This is a genomic window from Rhizobium rhododendri (assembly GCF_007000325.2).
GTDB classification, from domain to species: Bacteria; Pseudomonadota; Alphaproteobacteria; order Rhizobiales; family Rhizobiaceae; genus Rhizobium; species Rhizobium rhododendri.
The window spans coordinates 3055904-3077816 of record NZ_CP117267.1; the positions used below are offsets into that span (position 1 = coordinate 3055904).

Below are 21913 nucleotides of genomic sequence, written 5' to 3' on the forward strand. Positions count from 1 at the left end.
GGCGATTACCCCAGCAAATTGGTGTCTTGTTTGTGGACCAGCAGCATCGTCGATGTGTTGGCAAGGATGCGGTCGTTCGAGATCATCAGCTGCGCCGAGTGCGCGTCGCGCAGGTGGCGGCCGAGGCTGTAGGGCGTACCGTTCTTGTAGCCCATGATGCCGCAGATCAGCATGGCGTGGTTGATGATCGGCAGGATCGCCTCTGAGGAGACGATCTTGACGTTGTTCATCGCCACCGCGAAAGCCATGGAAGACAGGCGGTCGGCATCGAGCTTGGCCTCTTCGTAGACTTTCAGCGCAGCGACGACGTTCGACTTGACCATCTGTAGCTGGCCGGAGACCTCTGCCAGACGCAGCGCGCCGGGCGGAGGCGTGCCGGGTGACTTCCGGGCCGCAGCGCGCACGAAAGCCTGGGCACGGGCCACCGCATCGGCGGCGATCCCGTACCAGAGAGCGCTCCACAAGAGGTGTGAGGTGGCAAGCATGGACTGCGCGGCAATCTCGGCAAACGGTTTCGGCAGGATCTGGACGGCCGGCGCTTCTCCCTTGAATAGGAAGCCATCGGAGCAGGTGCCGCGCATCCCGAGCGTATCCCAAACGGAGGTTCTGTCGAGCGTGTACTGGTCCTTCAGGAAGGCCGTCAGCACCTGGTCGGAGGGTGCCGCATCGGCGTGAGCGCGCGATGTAATGAGGATGGCGTCGGCATAGGCGCCGTAGGAAATGACGGTGGTGTCCTTCTCGAGGAAGCAGCTGTCGCCCTCGACGCGGATGGCGCAAATGCTGTTGCGCATGTTGCCGCCGATGCCGCCTTCGGTCGTGGCAGACGCCAGCAGCAGCTGGTCACGGGCGATACGGCGCATAAAATCGCGATGCCAGTCGCTGCCTTCGCCGTGCTCGACCAGGCTCGACAGCTTGATCTGGTGCATGGCGAAAATCATCGCGGTGGCCGCGCAGGCTTGTCCGAGCACGGTGCACAGCGCGGCGATTTCAGTGATTGTCGCGCTTTCCCCGCCGAGTTCGGTCGGGATCTGGATCGACAGCAGGCGTTCGGCCTTCAGGGCTGTGACGGCCTCGCGCGGAAACCGCGATTCGCAGTCGACGGCATCGGCGTGTGCTGCAGCAATTGCCGCGACGCGGGCGATGCGGGCATTGAGATTGTCCTTCGCTATCGCCACCGCCACGCTCATCAGGCCACCTTTCTGGAGCCGAGGATCGCATCCACCGTGCTGGTGATGGCGCTGATGCTGGCAAAGGATTTACGGTTCAGCAGGTTGTCCGGAAACTCCATGTCGAACGCCTCTTCGAGCCCGAGCATAAGCTGCACGGATGCGAAGGAGGAAAGGCCTGCCGCATAGAGATCGGCGTCGTCGGCAATGCTGTCGACGGGCACTGGAAGGCCCCCGAGCTTGGTGAGCAAACCACGGATTGTCTCGTTCATCCAATCGTCTCCAGGTGTTTTTAGCGGTCGTACCGCCTTATCTGAGGTTGTTTTAGGCGCAAAATTCCAACATACCGCTAAGCCTTCTGGTTAAGGAAAGATGAGCGTTCGCCGGCCATTGTTCATGATCCGGACAGAATGTAATCCGCCGACACGCTAATAATATCGGGGGTTGCTTCTCTTAGCGCGGATTGGACCGGGTAGGTAGAGCAACGCTCCTGGATGCGTCCGGAAAATGTGAAGAAGATAAATTTTCGTGAGTCGTCGCGGGATCGCGCCTAGTCAGGCTTACCGCTGCCGGATGGCGGCGGGTAATCGTGCCATTCGCCTCGGAAATCGGAAACCGAATAGCAACCCTCGCCGACATCGCGGATGGCACGCTCGCCGATGACCGCTTTGCCGTAGCCGCCGGGAATATCGAGGATATAGGCCGGCTGGCAGAGACCGGACAAGCGACCGCGCAACTCGGCCACAAGGCGCTGGCCCTCGGCGATGGTCAACCGGAAATGGCTGGTGCCGGGCGCGAGATCGGGATGGTGCAGATAGTAGGGTTTGATCCGCGTTTCCACGAAGGCGCGCATCAGCGCCGCCAGTACCAGGGGATCGTCGTTGACCCCTTTTAAAAGTACGGACTGGCTGACCATGACGATGCCGGCATCGACAAGACGGGCACAGGCGGCGCGTGCGTCCGCCGTCAGTTCGCGCGGGTGGTTGGCATGCAACGCCACATAGACCGTCTTGCCGCTCGCCTTCAGCGCGGCCACAAGCGCTGCGTCGATCTTCTGCGGATCGACGACTGGAACGCGGGTGTGGAAGCGGACGATCTTGACGTGATCGATGGCAGCAAGCCCGGCCAGCAGTTCTTCGAGACGCCGGGGCGACAGAACCAGCGGATCGCCGCCGGTGAGGATCACCTCCCAGATCTCCGGATGGGCGCGGATATAGTCGAAAGCGGCATCGAGTTCGCCGGCATCCAGCGTACCCATACCCTGCGGACCGACCATCTCGCGGCGAAAGCAGAATCGGCAATAGACGGGGCAGACATGCACCGCCTTTAGCAGCACACGGTCGGGATAGCGATGGACGATGCCTGTGACCGGGCTGTGGGCCGCATCGCCGATGGGATCGGCACGCTCTTCCGGCGTCACCACCAGCTCTGCCATATCGGGCACGAATTGCCGGGCGATCGGATCATCGGGATCGGTGCGGTCAATCAGTGCGGCAATGGCAGGCGTCAGCGCGATGGCATAACGTTCCGCGACCGCTTCCAGCGACGCCGCGTTTTGCCCATCGACAAGCGATGCCCGCTGGAGATCGTCGACTGTCCTGATCGATCGAATGACGTTCATCTTCCGAACTCCGCAACGGGCGCCCAAAGCACCTGCTCGATGCGGGATGCTCCGGTAGCCAGCATCACCAGCCGGTCGAAACCGAGGGCGATGCCGCTTGCCTCGGGCATGATGGCAAGCGCGTCGAGAAAATCCTCGTCGAGCGGATAGGTTTCGCCGTAGACCCGCGCCTTTTCCGCCATCTCGATCTCGAACCGCCGCCGCTGTTCGACGGCATTGGTGAGTTCGCCGAAGCCATTGGCAAGCTCGACGCCGCAGGCATAGAGTTCGAAGCGCTCGGCGACACGCGGATCCCGCGCCGAGGGCCTGGCAAGAGCGGCCTCGGAGACCGGATATTCGTCAAGGATCGTCGGTCGGCCAAAACCGAGATGCGGTTCGATCTTTTCCACCAGCACCCGGCTGAACATATCCGCCCAGCCATCGTCGCCGGCAACACGCATGCCGAGGCGGTTCATTTCCGCAGCAAGGCAGTCGCGGTCCGTCTGTCCGTCGGCGGCAACCGAGGACAAGAGGTCGATGCCGGCATGCTGCAGGAAGGCCGCCGCAACGCTGATCCGCTCCGGCTCGGCAAAGGGATCGCACTCGGCACCCCGGAACGCCAGCCGCGCAGCCCCCGCGGTTTTCGCCGCCAGTCGCATTATATCGACGCAGTCAGCCATCAGCTGCTCGTAGCCTTCGCCGACCCTGTACCATTCGAGCATGGTGAACTCCGGATGGTGCAAGGGCCCGCGCTCACGGTTGCGATAGACATGGGCAAAGCATGCAATACGTTGTTCGCCCGCGGCCAGCAGCTTCTTGCAGGCAAATTCCGGCGACGTGTGCAGGTAGAAGGGTGCCGCCTGACCGTCGGTCGTCAGGGCTTCTGTAGCGAAAGCATGCAGATGTGCCTCGTTGCCGGGCGATATCTGAAGGGTTGCCGTATCAACCTCGAGGAAGTCGCCGGCTGAAAAAAAACTGCGCAGCGCCGCCTGGATCGCATTGCGGCCGATAAGAAAAGGCCGTCGATCCGCATGGACGCCGGGCGTCCACCAGGGAGATGCTTTTGTCAGGCTGGCGTTCATTCCGCGCTTTCTTTTATAGGATGAGCCGCGACGGGGTGGCTATTTCCACCATTTTAGGTTAGTTGCGCCCCCAAGAAAACATTGCTGCATCAGGGAAACGGGCTCGGTCCGTCCTCTACGATGCAAAAAGCTGCGTTACAAGGAAGTCTTATGGTCAAGGTTATCGCCTCTTCGATCCGCAAGGGCAATGTGCTCGACGTCGACGGCAAGCTCTACGTCGTGCTGACGGCCGCCAATTTCCACCCCGGCAAAGGCACGCCGGTCACCCAGATCGATATGCGCCGGATTTCGGATGGCACGAAGGTTTCCGAGCGCTGGCGCACGACCGAACAAGTCGAGCGCGCCTTCGTCGAGGACGTCAACCATCAGTACCTTTACGAAGACAGCGACGGGTTCCACTTCATGAACCCGCAAAACTACGACCAGGTTACCGTCGATGCCGAAACCATGGGCGACGACAAGGCCTACCTGCAGGAAGGCATGACCTGCATCCTGTCGATGCATGAAGGTATCGCGCTTGCCATCCAGATGCCACGCACTGTGACGCTTGAAATCATGGAGACTGAGCCGGTCGTCAAGGGCCAGACGGCGTCGTCCTCCTACAAGCCAGCCATGCTGTCGAATGGCGTTCGCACCATGGTGCCGCCGCATGTCAATGCCGGCACCCGCGTCGTCATCATGACCGAAGACAATTCCTACGTCGAACGCGCCAAGGACTGATCCCGGACCTGGCACTCCATCTCGATAAAAGGCCCCGAACGCGTGGATTGCGCGTCGGGGCCTTTTTCGTATCCGGGCGAAGTTGTTCAGGCGGGCCGCACCGTCTCCTTGCGGACAATGGGGCGCCGTGCCGGGTTTTGTCCGCGAGCAGCACCCGAGACAGGCTTTGCAGGCGGCGCTGTCGGGTCCGGCGGAACCAGGGCCTGCAGATGCAATACCCGCGGCGACATGAGTTCAAGATAAGCCTCTGAACGGCCGATATAGATCATCGTCGTATCCTTGAGTTCGCCCAGAAGCGCAACCAGGCGCTTCTGGATATCCGGCTCCAGGCCTTCGAGCGTTTCGTCGAGGATCAGCCAGCGCGGCTTGGCGAGCAGGGCATGGGCAAAGCCGACGGCCTTCTGTTCGTCGGTATCGAGCATACGATCCCAGCGGGCGTTCGTATCGAGCTTGCCTTTCAGCCTGCCGAGACCAGCTTTTTCAATCGCCATTTCGAGGTCGGAATCCGGGTAGGCATCGCGTGCCTCGGGGAATGTCATGGCCTCGCGCAGCGTTCCGCTCGGGACATAGGCGGTGTGCGGCATGAACAGCATGTCTTCCGGCGGCGGCAGGTCGATCTCGCCCTTGCCGCAATGCCATTCGCCGGCTAGCGCCTGGAACAACAGCTTGCGGTTCACGCCGTGATCGCCGTTGATCATGATGTGCTCGCCGGCGGTGATCGTCACCGTGCCCTCGCGGATCCGAAAACCGTTCTCGACGATCTCGTCGGACATCTTGGTCGAGACCTCGAGATCCTTCAGCACCATCATGCCAGGCGCAGCGCGGGCGACGTCGATCATGTTGGGCAGGTGATCCTCGATATCCATCTCGACGACCGCCTCGCGAAAATCGGTAACGCGCATCAGCGTCGCGCGCCACTCGGCGATCGGCCCGAAATTGGCGACATACCAGCGCAGTGCCGTGTTCACCTGGTTGAAGGCGCCAACCACCATCATCAGCTGGCCGATGCTGAGGCCGCCCGAGAAGTAGGCTGGCGCCGCCACCAGGATTGGAATGACCAGCACCATCCAGCCGTAGCTCGCCGACACCCAGGTAAGATTGGTGTTGGCGATGGCCAGCTTACGGATAACGCCGAGCACCGAGGAAATATCGCCGTTGATGCGGCGGCGCTCGTTTTCCTGTCCGCCGGCAATGGTGATCGACGGCATGTACTCGTTGGCGTGCATCAGCGCGAAACGCAGTTCGGCCTCCTTGGAGTAGCGGTCGGCATTGAGCCGCACCAGCTTGCCGCCGACGAACTGGCTGAGGAAAGAAGCCGAGGCGGCATAGATAATCGCCGCCCATACCATGTATCCCGGAATGGAAAAGCTGCTGCCGCGAAAATGGAATATGAAGCCGCTCGACAGCTCCCAGAGCACGCCGATGAAGCTGATCAGCAGGATCGTCGACTGGACGAGGCCGATCGCAAGGCCCGTGGTGCTTTCTGCAAGGTTGCGGGCATCCTCATGGAGACGCTGGTCCGGATTGACGCCGATCAGACCAGACGACGCCAGCCGCAGGGCGCGCTTGCCCTTCAGCCACTGATCGACCAGGTCGCGCGCCAGGCCCTCGCGCATGTAGAGCGCCGCCATCTGGTTGAGCCAGGCCTGGATGACGTTGAGCACCAGCAGCGAGCCGGCGATCATGCCGAAGACACCAAGCTGTTTCACGAATTCGTTAAGGTCGCGTCGTGCCAGCGAATCGTAGAATGGCGCATTCCACTCGTTCAAGAGAACCTGCACATAAGCCGTCACGAGAATGATGACGAACAGCGATACCACGAGCGATATGAGCCTGACGCGCACGGGCGAATGCCAGAACGCCGAAAGCATCATCCTCAACCTGTACAGCACACTCAAGTCGTATCCGACGCGCGCATCGCCCTGGACGCTGGGCTTCTCTGTAGTATCAACGGCCATCAAAAAATCCTGATCCTCATCCCTCAGATAGTCATGGCCATCGCACATGTCCATCCATGCGAGCCCGAAGCGCGTAGCGCCAGCGATCCCTGGCCTGGAACCGCCCTCCTCGCCATCAGCTTGCGCTTCAAACCTTATGAAAGCCTTATACGCCCGAATGCCGCTGCAGGTTCACCACGCCGCGCCGCGCATTTACCAACCGGCGATTGATGTTGATTCGAAACCTGTCCAGCGCTATTTAACATCGCGTGGTGATTTGGCCGGCCGGCTTGCAGCCACGTTAAACAAGTCGCTAAATCAGGGCCGCATGCGGACCGGTAGCGATTCGTTTTTTCGCCGCCGGTTTAGTTGATCGAGTAACGCGCATGCCCATTAAGATCCCCGATACACTGCCCGCCTTCGATACCCTCGTCAAAGAGGGCGTGCGGGTGATGACAGAGACGATGGCCGTCCGTCAGGATATCCGTCCGCTGCAGATCGGGCTGCTCAACCTGATGCCCAACAAGATCAAGACCGAAATACAGATGGCGCGCCTCGTCGGCGCCTCGCCGCTGCAGGTCGAGTTCTCGCTGATCCGCATCGGTGGGCACAAGGCGAAGAACACTTCCGAGGAGCATCTCCTGTCGTTCTACGAGACCTGGGAGGAGATCAGGCATCGCAAGTTCGACGGCTTCATCATCACCGGTGCGCCGATCGAGTTGCTCGACTTCGAGGAAGTCACCTACTGGGACGAAATGCGCCAGATCCTCGACTGGACGACCACCAACGTTCATTCGACGCTGAACGTCTGCTGGGGTGCGATGGCGGCGATCTACCATTTTCACGGCGTGCCGAAGCACCTGCTGAAGGAAAAGGCGTTCGGTGTCTACCGGCACCAGAACCTGAACCCGTCCTCGGTCTATCTCAACGGCTTTTCCGACGACTTCGGCGTGCCCGTGTCGCGCTGGACCGAAGTCCGCCGCAAGGATGTCGAAACCGTCCCTGGCTTGGAAATCCTGATGGAATCGCCGGAAATGGGCATTTGCCTTGTGCACGAGAAGACAGCAAGGCGGCTCTACATGTTCAACCACGTCGAATACGATTCGACGTCGCTGGCAGACGAATATTTCCGCGACGTCGATGCCGGCATCCCGATCAAGATGCCGCACGACTATTTCCCGCACAACGATCCGTCCCTGACGCCGCCCAACCGCTGGCGCAGCCACGCTCATCTGTTCGTCGGCAACTGGATCAACGAGATATACCAGACGACACCTTACGACATGGCCGACATCGGCTTGCAGAAATAGTCACGTCCCCGGGACGGAGGTCTGATTCCGCCGGCAGGCGGGTTGCGGATAGCGGCGAATGGAGGCAGGGTCGGCGCCTCGCATTAGAGACGAATGGGATGAGGACATGACGGACAGCACTTTGCAGCGCGAAGTTTTCGGCAAGACTGCGGCCGGCGAGACGGTACACCGCGTCAAGATTACAGGCGGCGGGCTGACTGCCCATGTCATCAGCTGGGGAGCGGTGATCCAGGACCTCCGGCTTGAAAACCACGCGCCGGCCCTGACGCTTGGCTTCGACAACTTCGAAAGCTACGAAAAGCACTCCGCCTATTTCGGCGCAACGCCCGGCCGCTGCGCCAACCGAATCGCCGACGGCAGGTTCACGCTCGACGGCAAGACGTACCAGCTGGACCTGAACGAGAACGGCGTAACCCATCTGCACGGCGGCTTCGACAATATCGCCCTGCGCAACTGGACGATCGTCGAGCATGCCGCCGACCGCGTCGTCCTCAAGATCGTAGATCCCGATGGCCGCAGCGGCTATCCCGGCAACTGCACGATCCAGGCTACCTACTGGGTCCACGGCAATGGTGAGCTATCGGTAATCTACGAGACCACGACAGACCAGCCGACCATTGCCAATGTCTGCCAGCACGCCTACTTCAATCTCGACGGCCGCGACGATGCGCTCGACCACGACATCATGATCGCAGCCGACCACTACCTGCCGACCGATGCGCGGCAGATCCCGACCGGCGAGATCGCTCCCGTCGCCGGCACGCCCTTCGACCTGAGAGAAATGGGCCCGATGAAGCGCTTCGTCGACGGTGAACAGGTACTATACGACCACAATTTCTGTTTATCGCAGGAGCGCACGGCCAAGCGCGCCGTTGTTCTCGCCCGCAGCATCAATTCCGGCGTAACGCTCGAAGTGCGTACGACGGAACCGGGCGTCCAACTCTACGCCGGCTTCAAGCTCGACGTCCCCGTCCCCGGCATTGACGGCAAGATGATGGGTCCGTTCGCCGGTTTCTGCCTGGAGACGCAGATCTGGCCCGACGCCATCAACCAGCCGGGCTTTTCCTCCGCTTCGCTCCATCCCGGCGAAGTCCTGCGCCAGGAAACGGACTACATTTTCACGAAGAACTGAGCGCGCAGCCTTCGCTGGTCGCAGGCCAAGCGACCAGCGCCCAAGAGATACCTTGCAAAGTGGTCCTACATAGGTTCTAATCCGAACCCATGGATAGAACCAGTTTGATTTCCGAACTGAATGGGCGCGGCTTGCGGGATGCGGCAGCGAGCGGGCCGCTTTACAGGCGTTTGGCGATAGCGCTGACCGGGCTTATTCAAGAAGGACTGTTGAAACCGGGCACTGCATTGCCGGCCGAGCGCGATCTCGCCGAAGGACTGCAGCTCGGCCGTGTCACCGTGCGCACCGCCTATCGCGACCTGCTGACGGCAGGCACTCTGGAGTCGCGGCACGGCAGCGGTACTTTCGTCTCCCAGAAGGTCGAGCGGATGGAACAGTCGCTCTGGCGCCTCTCCTCCTTCTCCGCCGATATGCGCTCGCGCGGTCGCTCGCCGGCGGCAAAAATCCTGTCCCGGAGCGTTTCCATGCCGACGCCCGAGGAGACCTTCCTGCTCGGCCTCGGCGTCGACGAACCGGTGCTGCGGCTCGACCGATTGCGGCTGGCCGACGGACTGCCGCTCGCCATCGAACGCGCCGTCGTCCCGACCCAGTTCCTGGCCGAAGACGCGGCCGGCGAGAGCTCCCTTTACGATGCCCTGACTGCCAACGGGTTCCGCCCGGTTCATGCCCTGCAGCGGCTGACCGCAGTCACCCTCGACCCATCCTCGGCCGCCACGCTTGACGTCAAGCCCGGAGCCCCGGCACTGCTGATCGAGCGCATCTCGCGCCTGGCTGACCAGCGGGTCGTCGAATACACCAGATCGCATTATCGCGGCGACGCCTATGATTTCGTCGCAGAGCTGAAAATTGGAGATGACCTATGACGCAATCCCTGATGCTGACCGAGGCCGGCCAGTCGCCCGATGCCGTGGCGACCTTGCTGGAGAAGGAAAAGCCGGTCTTCGCCGAAATCGCCAAGCTGTTTGCTGTGGCTAGACCCTCCGTCGTCACCACGGCGGCGCGCGGCTCGTCGGACCATGCTGCGACCTTCTTCAAGTATCTGTTCGAGATCTCCTGCGGCGTCCCCGTCGCCTCGATCGGCCCGTCGATCGCCTCGGTCTACAATGCGCCGCTGCATCTGAAGGGTGGCATCCATTTCACCGTGTCGCAGTCCGGCGGCAGCCCCGATATCATCGCCCTGCAGGCCGCCGCCAAGAAGGGCGGAGCAACAACGATCGCCGTCGTCAACGTCACCGACAGCCCACTGGCGCGGCAAGCCGATATCGTCCTCGACCTGCATGCGGGCCCTGAGAAAAGCGTCGCCGCAACGAAATCCTTCATCACCGCCGTCGCTGCCCTGTCGGGCGTTACCGCTGCCGTCTCCGGCAACAGCGCACTGCAGGATGGCCTTTCACGCCTGCCCCAGGCATTGGCAGCCACCGATGGCATCGATAGTGCTGCCGCCGAGGAGGTGCTGTTCGGAGCCAGCTCGCTCTACACCGGCGGTCGTGGTCCGGCCTTCGCCATCGCGCTGGAAGCGGCGCTGAAGGCCAAGGAGACGTCGGGCCTGCACGCCGAGGCCTTCTCGCTCGCCGAATTGATGCACGGCCCGATGCGGCTGGTTCAGCCCGGCTTCCCGGTCGTTGCTTTCGCCCCGGACGACGCCGCGTTTGCCAACAACGCCCAGGCTCTGGAGCGCCTTCAGAAACTCGGCGCCACCGCCGTGTCTTTCTCGACCACCCCGCTGCCGGGTATCAACCTGACAATGCCCTCGACCGGAAACGGCCTCATCGACCCGCTGGTCTCCCTGCTCTGCTACTATCGGATGATCGAGCGAGTGACGCGCCGCAAGGGTTTCGATCCCGACAAGCCGGCTAATCTTCTCAAGGTGACGGAGACGATGTGATGGACTACACGGTCTTTACCGGCGCCCGCATCTTCGACGGCGACCGCTTTCACGACGACAACGCGCTTGTTGTCGGCGATGGCCGGGTGCAGGCGATCACCGCCCGAAATAGCCTGCCGGAGAGCAGTGTGCGTGTGGAACTCGACGGCGGCGTGCTGGCACCGGGCTTCATCGACGCACAGGTGAACGGCGGCGGCGGGCGGCTGCTGAACGAAGATCCGTCGCCGGCCTCGATGTATACCATTGCCGAAGGCCATCGCCGTTATGGCACGACTTCCCTGCTGCCGACGCTGATCACAGACATCGGCGCTGCCACGACCCGGGCGATCGAAGCCGCCATCGAGGCTGTCAAAGCCGACCGGGGTGTCGTCGGCCTGCACCTCGAAGGGCCCCACCTGTCGCCGGCGCGCAGGGGCGCCCACCTGCCGGAACTGATGCGGCCGGTTGAGGACAGCGATGTTACGACCTTCATCCGTGCCCGCGAGGCAATCGGCACGCTGCTGGTCACCATCGCCGCCGAGCAGGTGACGCCCCGCCAGGTGCAGGCGCTGAACGAGGGCGGCGTCATCGTCAGCCTCGGTCATTCCGATTGCGCGGCCGATGTTGCGGACGCCCTTTTCGATGCCGGCGCCCGTGGCGTCACCCATCTCTACAATGCCATGAGCCAGCTAGGCCATCGCAGCCCAGGTCTGGTCGGTGCGGCGCTCGATCATCCCCGTACGTGGTGCGGCATGATTGCCGATGGTCACCATGTCGATCCCCGTGCCTTGCGCGTCGCCCTGCGCGCCAAGCGCGGCGAGGGCAAGCTGTTCTTCGTCACCGATGCCATGTCGCTGGTAGGTTCCGATGCCGACAGCTTCGAGCTGAACGGCCGCACGGTCTACCGCGAGAAGGGCGGCTTCTGCTCGAAGGTGGTACTGGCCGACGGCACGCTGGCCGGCTCCGACGTCGACATGGCCTCGACCGTGCGCTACGGCGTCGGCATGCTGGAACTGCCGCTGGCCGAAGCGCTGCGCATGGCGACTTCCTACCCGGCCCGTTTTCTGCGCCTGACTGACAGGGGTCACTTGTCGCCGGGTGCGCGTGCCGACCTCGTGCACATCAACGATGACATCGAGGCGACCGCCACCTGGATAGCCGGTGCTGCGAAGTCTGTCGGGACAGGCCCGGAGACATCCGTATGACCGCGATCACGGATGCCTATTTCCTGGAGGTGATCGAAAGGCTCGGTGCACTGCGCCAGTCTTTAGCCGAGCCGATGGCAAGGGCTGCTGCCGTTATCTGCGAGGCGGCGCGCAGCGACCACCGCGTTTATCTGTTCGGGACAGGCCACTCTCACATGCTGGCAGAAGAGGTGCATTATCGCGCCGGCGGACTGGCGATTACCGTTCCGGTACTGGTCGGCTCGGCGATGCTGCATGAAGGTGCCGTCATAAGCTCGATCTACGAGCGCACCCCGGGGCTGGTTCGACCGGTGCTGGAACGCTACCGGATGGAGCGTGGCGACGTGCTGGTCATCGCCTCCAATTCGGGCGTCAATGCCGCGCCGACGGAAGCCGCCGACTACGGCCGGGAAATCGGCGCCACCGTCATCGCCATCACATCGCTCGCCTATTCGGCAGCCATCGCCAACGGTCGCAGGCGCCTCGCCGATATCGCAGACATCGTCTTTGATAACGGTCTTCCCCCCGGCGATGCGCTGGTCGATTTGCCCGGCACCGACCTCAAGGTGGGGCCGGCATCGACTGCCATCGGCGCGACACTTCTAAATGCAATTTTTGCTGAAGTTGCTTCACAGCTGTCAGGAGACGGCGATCCGCCGGTCTACCGCAGCGCGAACATGCCGGGAGCGAAGGATATCAACCAGCGCCTAGTAGACATCTACAGGCCGCGAAACCCGCATCTTTGATGATGCCGGCAGGCAACTGACCAGTCGCTCAGGCGGCAAAGACTTCCATGTCACGGGGAACGGCGGCCAGTTGGCCGGTCAGCCGTCCCATTGCGTATTTCAGAGCTTGGGCCACCATTCCAGGCTGCACGGGCTTGCGCAGGACACCGAGGGTTCCCTGAATCCCGCCCGACACGACCTCGGGGTTTGCCGTCATGAAGACGACGGCTATGCCAAATTGCTCCGCCAGCATGCGGCCAATCGCCGGACCGGTTGGCCCGTCGGAAAGATTGACGTCGACGAGGGCGATATCAGCATGGGGTGCCGCCGCCAGCGCCCGCGCCATCGTGTTGGCGATGGCTGCGACCTGCAGTCCATTGCTTTCCACCATGTCTTCGAGATCGAGTGCGATCAGCAACTCGTCTTCGACAATCAGCACTTTCCTGTCCATCGTCATATCCTTGAAGCCAGGTGGGGCGCATCAGGCCAGCACCTGAGGCTTGCAAAAGCAATACACACTGCCTCCACGTACCCCCTTGAATGGTCGGATCAGACGAATGTTCCACGCGGAGACAAGAAATTTTCCTGCTACGGTTTCTTGACCATGAAATTGACGCCTTTGCTGTTCTCAGGAGCCCATCTGCTCGCGAATCGTCTCGAGCTCCAGCCACTCCTCTTCCATTTTCGTCACCTTGCCGCGCAGCTTCTCGACTTCCTTTGCGAGAGCATTGAACGTTGCCGGATCCTTGGAAAACAGCTTGGGGTCAGACATTTTCAGTTCGCGGGCAGCAATTTCAGCCTCCGCCTTGGCGATTTCCTTCGGAATATTTTCAAGCGCATAGGTCTGCTTGAACGACATCTTGGCCTTGCCCTTGACGCCGCCCTGGTTACCGGCGTTCGATCCACCGCCCCGGGCTTTCTCGGCCTTTGCGGCCTTGCGAAGCTCGTCGGCAACGCCCTTGCGCTGTATCAGCATGTCGGAATAACCGCCGGCATATTCGATCCACCGGCCATCGGGCGCGTCAGGATTCATCGGCGCGATGGTCGAGGTAACGGTACGGTCGAGGAAGTCGCGGTCATGGCTGACGAGGATGACGGTGCCGGCAAAGCTGGCAACGGTTTCCTGCAGCAGATCGAGCGTCTCGATGTCGAGGTCGTTGGTCGGTTCGTCGAGGATGAGGAGATTGGTAGGCCGCGACAGGATACGGGCGAGCATCAGGCGAGCGCGTTCGCCGCCCGACAATTTGCGGATCGGCGTGCGTACCTGTTCCGGCGCGAACAGGAAGTCCTTCATGTAGCCCGTGACGTGGCGCTGCTCGCCATTGACGATCAGGCTTTCGCCACGCCCGTCGGTCAGGTAATGGGCCAGCGTCTCTTCCGGATCGAGGTCTTCGCGTTTCTGGTCAAGCGTGGCGATTTCGAGATTGGTGCCGAGCTTAAGCTTGCCGCTGTCCGGCTTCAGCTGGCCCGTCAACATCTTCAGGAGCGTTGTCTTGCCGGCACCGTTGGGGCCGACGAGGCCGATGCAATCGCCACGATGGACGCGGATCGAGAACGGCGCGACGATCGTCCGCTCGCCATAGGCCTTGGTGATCAGTTCCGCCTCGATCACCAGCTTGCCGGATTCCTGCACGTCGGAAATGTTGGCGTTGACCGAGCCCTGCGGACCCTTGTGGCCGCGATAGTCGGCGCGCATCGTCTGCAGATCGCCGAGGCGGCGCATGTTGCGCTTGCGACGCGCGGTGACGCCGTAGCGCAGCCAGTGCTCTTCGCGCTCGATCTGCTTGCCGAGCTTGTGCTGCTCAAGCTCTTCCTGCTCGAGCACCGTGTCACGCCAGGCCTCGAAGAAACCAAAACCCTTGTCGAGACGACGCGAAGTACCGCGGTCGAGCCAGACGGTGGCTGTCGAGACCTTCTCGAGAAAGCGACGGTCATGCGAGATCACGACGATGGCGCTGCGGGTCTTCTGCAACTCGCCTTCCAGCCACTCGATGGTCGGCAGGTCGAGATGGTTGGTGGGCTCGTCGAGGAGCAGGATGTCCGGTTCCGGCGCCAGCACGCGGGCGAGTGCGGCCCGGCGGGCTTCGCCGCCCGAAAGGCTCTGCGGATCCTCATCACCGGTCAATCCCAGGTGCGAGAGCAGGTAGGTGAGGCGATAGGGATCGTCGCCCGGTGTCAGCCCGGCCTCGGCATAGGCGAGAACAGTCTTGTGGTCGCCGAAATCGGGCGCCTGTTCGAGATAGCGGATCGTTGACGAAGGATGGCGGAAGATTTCGCCGGATTGCGCCTCAACCATGCCGGCGGCGATCTTCAACAGCGTCGACTTGCCGGAGCCGTTGCGACCGACCAGCGAAATCTTGTCGCCGGGCTCCACCTGGAAATTGGCACCAGCCAGAAGCGGAGCGCCGCCGAAGGAGAGAAAGATGTCGTCGAGTTTCAGAATAGGGGGGGCCAAGGGTCAGACTCCGGAAAGGTCATAGGGGCGGGCAAGGACGATGGCCCTGCCGCTCGAAAGGGAAAAGCGCACGATACCCTGCGCAACGTTTGAAATGGTGCGGGAGGCACCGAACGGCAAATGGAAACCGGCAAGCGGATAGCGGGCATTGTCAATCGACAGGCCATCGAGCGCGCTGAAACCGGAAACGGAAAACAGGCTACCGGCGGGAAGGTCTATCTCCATGGCGCCGGCGATCAGCGGCACGGCCTCCTCCTCGCCGGAGGTCAACAGCATCGAGAACCCCTGCTCCGCCAGGCTGACGCCGTAGAGAAGCAAGGCCAGCGCATGGTCGGACCGCTCGCCACCGAGCGCGCCGGCAAGCACCAGGCGACGGGCACCGCGACGGATTGCCTCCTCGATGGCAATCTCGCCATCCGTCTGGGCCTTGGCGGCAGGATAAGGCTGCCGCGGCACATCCGGAAAGGCCTCGCCGAGGTCAGCCGGGCTCGAATCGAAATCGCCGACCCACAGTTCCGGCACCACACCGAGCGCCTGCGCATGGCGCATTCCGCCATCGGCGGCGATGAAGCGACTGCCGGCGACTGCCGCCTGAAGCCGCTCCGTCAGATGCAGCGCCCCGCCAAGCAGGATCGTGAAGGTGGATGAACTCATGGGCCAAGCCCATAGCGCAAAGACCGGTCGATAGGGAAGAGCGACAGCCTGTCATCCGTCAAATCGGCGCCTTTAGGGATCCGAATCCCGGTAGCGCGCCCGAAACGCATCCTCGAAGCCACCGATGAACTGATCGAAAAGCCGCGAAAAGGTCTGCATGTCGTCCTCGGACCAATCGGCAACGATATCCCCGATGAGCGCCCGCTTCTGTGCCTGCACCTCTGCAAGAAGCCGCTGGCCGAGCGCGCTCATCACCACGACGATGCGCCTTGCGTCCGCCTGCGACGCCTTGCGGCGCAGGACGCCACGCGTCACCATCTCGGCAACGATGCGGCTGGCCCGCGACGGATCGATCCGCAAGATCTCGGCCACCGCCCCGACTGTCACCTCGCCCCCCGCCTCGGCCCGTCTGATGGCATCGAGCACGTCGAGATGCGAGAGCTCGAGGTCCGGTGCCACGTTCTGGATCGCCAGCCGGCTGATCATCCGGCGTCCGGTCATCAGCCGCATCCGCGTCATCACCTGTCCGATGTGCTGGATATACGCCTCCTGCGCATCCATCGAAACCGGCTCGTCTGTCTTCAAGGTTACTGTCATTCCGCCACGGTAACAGATCATCGCGAAAAGTTGAATATGCAGAATGCATTCAAATGCGCTTGACAGATATATGCTATCAGCACATATAACGGCCATTCTGGATAGGAAGCCCCATGGATATGCACCTGCCGTCTGCGCCCCTTGTGGCGGATCCCCGTCGCCGGCTGATACTTTACCTGTTCCTGATGGTTGCCATGTTCATGGCGATGCTCGACAACCAGATCGTCTCGACGGCACTCCCGACCATCGTCGGCGAATTCGGCCATCTCGAGCGTTTCGGCTGGATCGGCTCTGCCTATCTCCTTTCGCTGAGCGCCGTCATGCCGGTCTACGGCAAGCTGGGCGACCTTTTCGGCCGCAAATACGTGATGATCACCGCGATTGCCATCTTCACCGTTGGCTCCGCCATCTGCGGTCTTGCCGTATCCATGAACACTCTGATTGCCGCCCGCGTTCTGCAGGGGCTCGGCGGCGGCGGTATCCTCGTATCGATCTTCTCGATCAACGCCGACCTGTTCGAGCCTCGGGAGAGAGCCCGCTACCAGAGCTATTCCAGCCTGGTCCTGATGGCATCAGGCGCCATCGGCCCGGTGCTCGGCGGCACGATGAGCGACCTGTTCGGCTGGCGCTCGATCTTTCTCGTCAACATACCGATCGGCTTCATCGTCCTTGCCGGCCTCGTCACCATGCTCCCCTACCGGAAACCCGCCCGCAAGCCGCAGATCGACTATGCCGGCGCCATCGTCCTGGCGATGACGACCACCTGCATCGTGCTTGCCGCTGACGGTACCCAGCTGTTCGGATCGCTGCTGTCCCCGGCAGTTCTCGCTATTATCGCATTCGGCATCGTCTGCGCCATGTCCTGGATCTTCATCGAGCGCCGCGCCCCGGAGCCGATCGTGCCGATGCAGTTGTTCCGCAATCCGACCTTCGGGCTGTTGCTGATCACCTCGCTCACCAGCGGCGCCATCGCCATAGGCATGGTCAACTATTTCGCGCTGTTCCTGCAGACGACCACTGGCCTTTCGCCCTCGGTTGCCGGCCTGTTGTTCATTCTCCTGACCGGCGGCATCGTCTGTGGCTCGCTATCGGCGGGACGGCTTATCTCGGCCACCGGCCGCTACAAGCCCTTCGCCATCGGCAGTGCGGCCTGCAGCATGATTGCCTTTGCGGCCCTGTCGCAAGTCCACGCGGGCACGCCGGTTTACCTGATCGGCGGCCTGATGCTGCTTCATGGCATCGGCATCGGGCTTGCCCAGCAGGTCCCGGTCATCGGCATCCAGAATGCAGCCTCCAGCCGCGATATCGGAGCAGCCACCGGCGCCGTCACGCTCTCGCGCATGGGGGGCGCCTCGATCGCCATCTCCATCTACGGCGCCATCATCGGCTCCCGCCTGCTGCATGTCGGCCTGTCGATCCCCGGCGTCAGCAATATCGAGGAAGTCACACCGAAGATGATGGCGGCCTTGCCGGCTGCCACGCGCGAAGCCGTGGCCGAAGCCTATGCCGCCGCCTTCAACCCGCTGTTCCTGACGGCGTCGGGCATCTGCCTTGTCGGCCTGGTCACCGCACTTTGCCTTAAGAACGTCCAGCTACCGGGCGCAACCATTGCCAAGACGATCGACCCTGCGGCTGCAGCCCACGTCGCGGACTGATAAAGCTGGGCTTCGCGCGTGTCGGGGGCCCTTGCCATCCACCCCTCCCGCCGCTACATCTTTCCTCGCTCTAACGGGGTGCCTTGTGTCCATCCGGACATCTGGCTGAGAGGCTTTCACCGGCCAACCCGCGGAACCTGATCCGGTTAACACCGGCGGAGGGATTAGACGCGCGAAATCAACAGCGCCTATTCTCCGTTTTAACGCGAACCAAGGAGGAGGCGCTTCGATGCCCACCCGATCTCTGACGACATTTATGGCTGGCCTTGTTCTGGCGGCCGGCACGACACTTCTGACCGCTCATGCCAGCCAGGCAGCAGACAAGACACTGACCGTCTATACCTACGAGAGTTTCACCGCCGACTGGGGCCCCGGCCCCAAGGTCAAGGCGGCGTTCGAAAAGACCTGCGGCTGCACCGTCAACTATGTCGCCGTCACCGACGGCGTCGCGCTCCTGTCGCGCCTGAAACTCGAGGGCAAGGACACCAAGGCGGACGTGGTTCTTGGTCTCGACACCAATCTCGTCGACGAAGCCAGGGATACCGGCCTGTTCGAGCCTGCCGGGATCGATACGACGGCCGTGAAGTTGCCGGGCGACTTCAAGGACGACGTCTTCGTTCCCTACGATTACGGTCACTTCGCAGTGGTCTACGACACGCAAGCCATCAAGAACCCGCCCAAAAGCATGAAGGAACTGGTCGAGGGAGACCCGTCGCAAAAGATCGTCATCGAGGATCCGCGCACCTCGACACCGGGCCTGGGCCTGCTGCTTTGGGTCAAGTCGGTCTATGGCGACAAGTCGGCGGAAGCCTGGAAAAAGCTCAAGGGCCGCATCCTGACCGTCACGCCCGGCTGGTCGGAAGCCTATGACCTGTTCACGAAGGGCGAGGCACCGATGGTGCTCTCCTACACGACGTCTCCCGCCTACCACATGATCGCCGACAAGACCGACCGCTACCAGGCGGCATCGTTCTCGGAAGGCCACTACATCCAGATCGAGGTCGCTGGTATGACGAAAACCTCGGCTAACAAGGATCTGGCCCGCGACTTCCTGAAATTCATGATCACACCCGGTTTTCAGGACATTATCCCGACCAACAACTGGATGATGCCGGGCGCCGCCACCTCGGCGCCGCTGCCGGACGCTTTCGGCAAGCTCGTCGTACCCACCAAGACGTTCCTGATGAGCCCGGCCGAAGTCGACAAGAACCGCAAGGCCTGGATCGACGAATGGCTGGCCGCCACCAGCGGCAACTGATCGAGCCCTATGCTGACGACATCCGAGCGCGCAAAGGCACTGACCGGCGGGGCTATCAGCCTCGCCGGCATCCTGCTGTTTGTCGGCCTTGCTGTCGGCGCGCTGCTCGCCGCCGGCATCGAGACGCAAGGTAACGCTCCTCTGCTCGATTCCTATATCCTGCGGGTCCTGCGCTTCACCTTGCTGCAGGCGACGCTCTCGACGGTGTTGGCGGTAGCGCTTGCCATCCCCGTGGCGCGTGCCCTTGCCCGGCAACGGCATTTTCCCGGCCGCCTCTGGCTGATCCGCCTGATGGCGGTGCCGATGGGGCTGCCGGTGCTGATCGGCGCCATGGGGCTTCTTGGCATCTGGGGCCGACAGGGCATCCTCAACGGCGCCCTGCAGACGCTTGGCCTCACACAGCCGGTCAGCATTTATGGGCTTTCCGGCATTCTCATAGCCCATGTGTTTTTCAACCTGCCGCTCGCCGTCAGGCTGATGCTGCCGGGCCTCGAGCGCGTGCCGCCGGAATACTGGTTGATGGCATCCGGCCTTGGCATGCGTCCGGGCGCCGTATTCCGCTTCATCGAGTGGCCTGTGCTACGGGCGCTCATTCCGGGTATCGCTGGCCTCATCTTCATGCTCTGCGCCACCAGCTTTACCCTGGTCCTGATGCTCGGCGGCGGGCCGGCGGCCACGACAATCGAAGTTGCCATCTATCAGGCGCTGCGGTTCGACTTCGACCCCGGCCGTGCCGTTGCATTGGCCTTGCTGCAGGTTGCGATGACCGGCGCCGTGCTTGCCGTGATGGCGCTGCTGCCGGCGCCGGACGATCCGGGCCCCGCAACCGGCAGGGCGCCACGCCGCCTCGACGGGCGGCAGCGTCTGGCACGACTGTCCGACGGCGCGGTCATCGCGACTGTTGCGCTGTTCATCGGCCTGCCGCTGGTGTCCGTCGCAGTGGCCGGCATGGAGGCCAACCTCGGCAGGCTCGCCAGCCAGCCGGTCTTCCTGCAGGCGCTGCTGACCAGCCTTGCCATCGCGCTTTCCGCCGGCCTGCTCGCAGTCATCCTCTCGCTGGCAATCGTGCGAGCCCGCTATGCCATCTCGTCGGTGCGAAAAGGCACGACAGGCCTCCGCGCCTTTTCGGCGACGCTCGGTGCCGCCTCATCGCTTGTCCTCTTGGCGCCGCCGATCGTGCTGGCGACCGGATGGTTCATGGCGCTGCGTCCCTTCGGAGATCCGACGCGGTTTGCGGCCATCCTCATCGTCTGCATCAACATGCTGATGGCGCTACCCTTCGTCATCCGCGTCGTCGAACCGGCCTTTGCCATTCACACGGCCCGCACCGGTCGGCTGGCAGCAAGTCTCGGTCTCACGGGCTTTTCCCGCTTGCGCCACGTAGACTGGCCCGGGCTGCGCAAGCCGCTGTTTACGGCGCTGTCCTTCGCCATGGCGCTGTCGCTTGGCGACCTCGGAGCGGTAGCGCTGTTCGGCTCCGGCAATATCGTCACCCTGCCATGGCTGGTCTATAGCCGGCTCGGCAGCTATCGTACCAACGACGCAGATGGCTATGCGCTGCTGCTGGGCCTGCTTTGCCTCGCATTGACGGTGGCTGGAACCGCAGGCCAGGCATCCAGGGCCGAGAAAGGCGGCAGGCTGTGAACTCTCTTTCCGATCTTGTCCTGTCGGACGTGCGGTTGCGGCTGGGCGGCCACGATTTCCGCTTCGACTGCACCCTTCCCGCCGGCAAGATCATTGCCGTCACCGGCCCGTCGGGCGCTGGCAAATCGACCTTTCTCAATCTGCTGGCCGGCTTCGAGACGCCGGATAGCGGCCGTATCATGCTGAACGGCACCGATGTCACTATGATGAGCCCGGCCGAGCGGCCCGTGTCGCTGGTGTTCCAGGATAACAACCTATTTGCCCATCTCGACCTCTTCACTAATATCGGTCTTGGGCTGAGCCCATCGCTGCGGCTCAGCGCCGACGATCGCCGGCGGATCTCGGATGCTCTCGCACGCGTCAGTCTCAAGGGCTTCGAAAAGCGGATGCCGGGCACTCTGTCCGGCGGCGAACGGCAGCGCGCAGCCTTTGCTCGGGCGCTGATCCGCGACCGGCCGATCCTGCTGCTGGACGAACCTTTTGCATCCCTAGACCCCAGCCTTCGCGCCGGCATGGCCGACCTGCTCAGGGAGTTGCACCGCGAGACCGGCAACACGGTGTTGATCGTCTCCCACGATCCGCGCGAAGTGCGTCAGCTTGCCGACCATGCGGTGTTCATCGATGCCGGCGAAATCCGCCTGGCAGCCCCGATAGATGGCTTTCTCGAGGCACTCGGCCTGCCCGCTTTGCAGCGCTTTTTGCAGATTTGAGGTCATGACCGCGCCGCGGCACGACTTTTGCCGCAATTTCGGTGTTGCACGACAATGTAATCTCGAACCGATGCTTGCCAAAATGCAACGACGCCACAATTAAGCAGAGTCTCGCTATGCAACTAAGGCCTAAATCAGTTAGAGCAGTGGGAGCAGACCATCGACAAATGCGGCGCGAAAGCGCGGATGGATCTAAACCTCGAGCATGTAGGACGACGAT

General features: G+C 62.4%; 20 protein-coding genes and 2 riboswitches. Of the genes, 11 read left to right on the forward strand and 9 right to left on the reverse strand.

What is annotated here, in order from left to right; genetic code table 11:
- Positions 1–5: 5 nt before the first annotated feature.
- From PR018_RS14870 to epmA, 4 genes are all read right to left on the reverse strand, one after another.
- The gene (locus PR018_RS14870) at positions 6–1187 is read right to left on the reverse strand and encodes an acyl-CoA dehydrogenase family protein (protein ID WP_142824628.1); all 1182 of its coding nucleotides are present in this window, start codon (positions 1185–1187) and stop codon (positions 6–8) included.
- Positions 1187–1438, reverse strand: a complete 252-nt coding sequence (locus PR018_RS14875; RefSeq protein ID WP_111219575.1) for an acyl carrier protein — start codon at positions 1436–1438, stop codon at positions 1187–1189. Before PR018_RS14875 ends, PR018_RS14870 begins: the two co-directional genes overlap by 1 nt.
- Before the next feature lie 278 nt (positions 1439–1716).
- On the reverse strand, positions 1717–2787 hold the full coding sequence (locus PR018_RS14880; RefSeq protein WP_142824627.1) for a lysine-2,3-aminomutase-like protein: 1071 nt from the start codon (positions 2785–2787) through the stop codon (positions 1717–1719).
- Positions 2784–3848, reverse strand: coding sequence for an EF-P lysine aminoacylase EpmA (gene epmA / locus PR018_RS14885; RefSeq protein ID WP_142824626.1), 1065 nt, complete (start codon positions 3846–3848; stop codon positions 2784–2786). Before epmA ends, PR018_RS14880 begins: the two co-directional genes overlap by 4 nt.
- A gap of 150 nt (positions 3849–3998) precedes the next feature.
- On the opposite strand from epmA, the gene efp reads away from it, so the two are divergent.
- Entirely contained in the window at positions 3999–4568 is a 570-nt protein-coding gene (gene efp / locus PR018_RS14890) for an elongation factor P (RefSeq protein ID WP_142824625.1), read from the forward strand.
- 86 nt (positions 4569–4654) lie between these two features.
- Here efp and PR018_RS14895 read toward each other — a convergent pair whose 3' ends face one another.
- Complete coding sequence (locus PR018_RS14895; RefSeq protein WP_142824624.1) at positions 4655–6526, reverse strand: ABC transporter ATP-binding protein/permease; 1872 nt, start codon at positions 6524–6526, stop codon at positions 4655–4657.
- Between the two features lie 238 nt (positions 6527–6764).
- A riboswitch (SAM riboswitch) is annotated at positions 6765–6845 on the forward strand.
- Positions 6846–6891: 46 nt separating this feature from the next.
- On the opposite strand from PR018_RS14895, the gene metA reads away from it, so the two are divergent.
- The 6 genes from metA to PR018_RS14925 all read left to right on the forward strand — a co-directional run bounded on the left by metA (position 6892) and on the right by PR018_RS14925 (position 12741).
- Positions 6892–7815: a homoserine O-acetyltransferase MetA gene (metA, locus tag PR018_RS14900; protein WP_142824623.1), complete on the forward strand. Its 924-nt coding sequence runs from the start codon at positions 6892–6894 to the stop codon at positions 7813–7815.
- A gap of 106 nt (positions 7816–7921) precedes the next feature.
- Positions 7922–8947, forward strand: coding sequence for an aldose epimerase family protein (locus PR018_RS14905; protein WP_142828773.1), 1026 nt, complete (start codon positions 7922–7924; stop codon positions 8945–8947).
- 89 nt (positions 8948–9036) lie between these two features.
- On the forward strand, positions 9037–9810 hold the full coding sequence (locus tag PR018_RS14910; protein WP_142824621.1) for a GntR family transcriptional regulator: 774 nt from the start codon (positions 9037–9039) through the stop codon (positions 9808–9810).
- Positions 9807–10832 carry an SIS domain-containing protein gene (locus PR018_RS14915; protein ID WP_142824620.1) on the forward strand — a complete coding sequence of 342 codons (1026 nt, stop codon included), beginning with the start codon at positions 9807–9809 and terminating at the stop codon, positions 10830–10832. Before PR018_RS14910 ends, PR018_RS14915 begins: the two co-directional genes overlap by 4 nt.
- Complete coding sequence (gene nagA, locus PR018_RS14920) at positions 10832–12016, forward strand: N-acetylglucosamine-6-phosphate deacetylase (RefSeq protein ID WP_142824619.1); 1185 nt, start codon at positions 10832–10834, stop codon at positions 12014–12016. The genes PR018_RS14915 and nagA overlap by 1 nt, the downstream gene beginning before the upstream one ends.
- Positions 12013–12741 (forward strand): SIS domain-containing protein, encoded by a 729-nt coding sequence (locus PR018_RS14925; protein WP_142824618.1) that lies wholly within the window; start codon positions 12013–12015, stop codon positions 12739–12741. The genes nagA and PR018_RS14925 overlap by 4 nt, the downstream gene beginning before the upstream one ends.
- A 28-nt stretch (positions 12742–12769) precedes the next feature.
- On the opposite strand, the gene PR018_RS14930 is transcribed toward PR018_RS14925, so the two are convergent.
- The 4 genes from PR018_RS14930 to PR018_RS14945 form a co-directional block, all read right to left on the reverse strand.
- Complete coding sequence (locus PR018_RS14930) at positions 12770–13171, reverse strand: response regulator (protein WP_142824617.1); 402 nt, start codon at positions 13169–13171, stop codon at positions 12770–12772.
- A 177-nt stretch (positions 13172–13348) separates the two neighbouring features.
- The gene (locus PR018_RS14935) at positions 13349–15175 is read right to left on the reverse strand and encodes an ABC-F family ATP-binding cassette domain-containing protein (protein WP_142824616.1); all 1827 of its coding nucleotides are present in this window, start codon (positions 15173–15175) and stop codon (positions 13349–13351) included.
- A gap of 3 nt (positions 15176–15178) precedes the next feature.
- Complete coding sequence (locus PR018_RS14940) at positions 15179–15829, reverse strand: thiamine diphosphokinase (protein WP_142824615.1); 651 nt, start codon at positions 15827–15829, stop codon at positions 15179–15181.
- Positions 15830–15901: 72 nt separating this feature from the next.
- Entirely contained in the window at positions 15902–16426 is a 525-nt protein-coding gene (locus PR018_RS14945; RefSeq protein WP_374113728.1) for a MarR family winged helix-turn-helix transcriptional regulator, read from the reverse strand.
- A gap of 113 nt (positions 16427–16539) precedes the next feature.
- Here PR018_RS14945 and PR018_RS14950 point away from each other — a divergent pair, with 113 nt between their 5' ends.
- From PR018_RS14950 to PR018_RS14965, 4 genes are all read left to right on the forward strand, one after another.
- Positions 16540–18081: an MDR family MFS transporter gene (locus tag PR018_RS14950; protein ID WP_142824614.1), complete on the forward strand. Its 1542-nt coding sequence runs from the start codon at positions 16540–16542 to the stop codon at positions 18079–18081.
- 64 nt (positions 18082–18145) lie between these two features.
- Positions 18146–18262: riboswitch (TPP riboswitch) on the forward strand.
- A gap of 48 nt (positions 18263–18310) precedes the next feature.
- Positions 18311–19339: a thiamine ABC transporter substrate binding subunit gene (gene thiB, locus PR018_RS14955; RefSeq protein ID WP_142824613.1), complete on the forward strand. Its 1029-nt coding sequence runs from the start codon at positions 18311–18313 to the stop codon at positions 19337–19339.
- 9 nt (positions 19340–19348) lie between these two features.
- Complete coding sequence (gene thiP, locus PR018_RS14960; RefSeq protein WP_142824612.1) at positions 19349–20983, forward strand: thiamine/thiamine pyrophosphate ABC transporter permease ThiP; 1635 nt, start codon at positions 19349–19351, stop codon at positions 20981–20983.
- Positions 20980–21693, forward strand: a complete 714-nt coding sequence (locus tag PR018_RS14965) for a thiamine ABC transporter ATP-binding protein (RefSeq protein WP_142824611.1) — start codon at positions 20980–20982, stop codon at positions 21691–21693. Before thiP ends, PR018_RS14965 begins: the two co-directional genes overlap by 4 nt.
- The last annotated feature ends 220 nt before the right edge of the window (positions 21694–21913 follow it).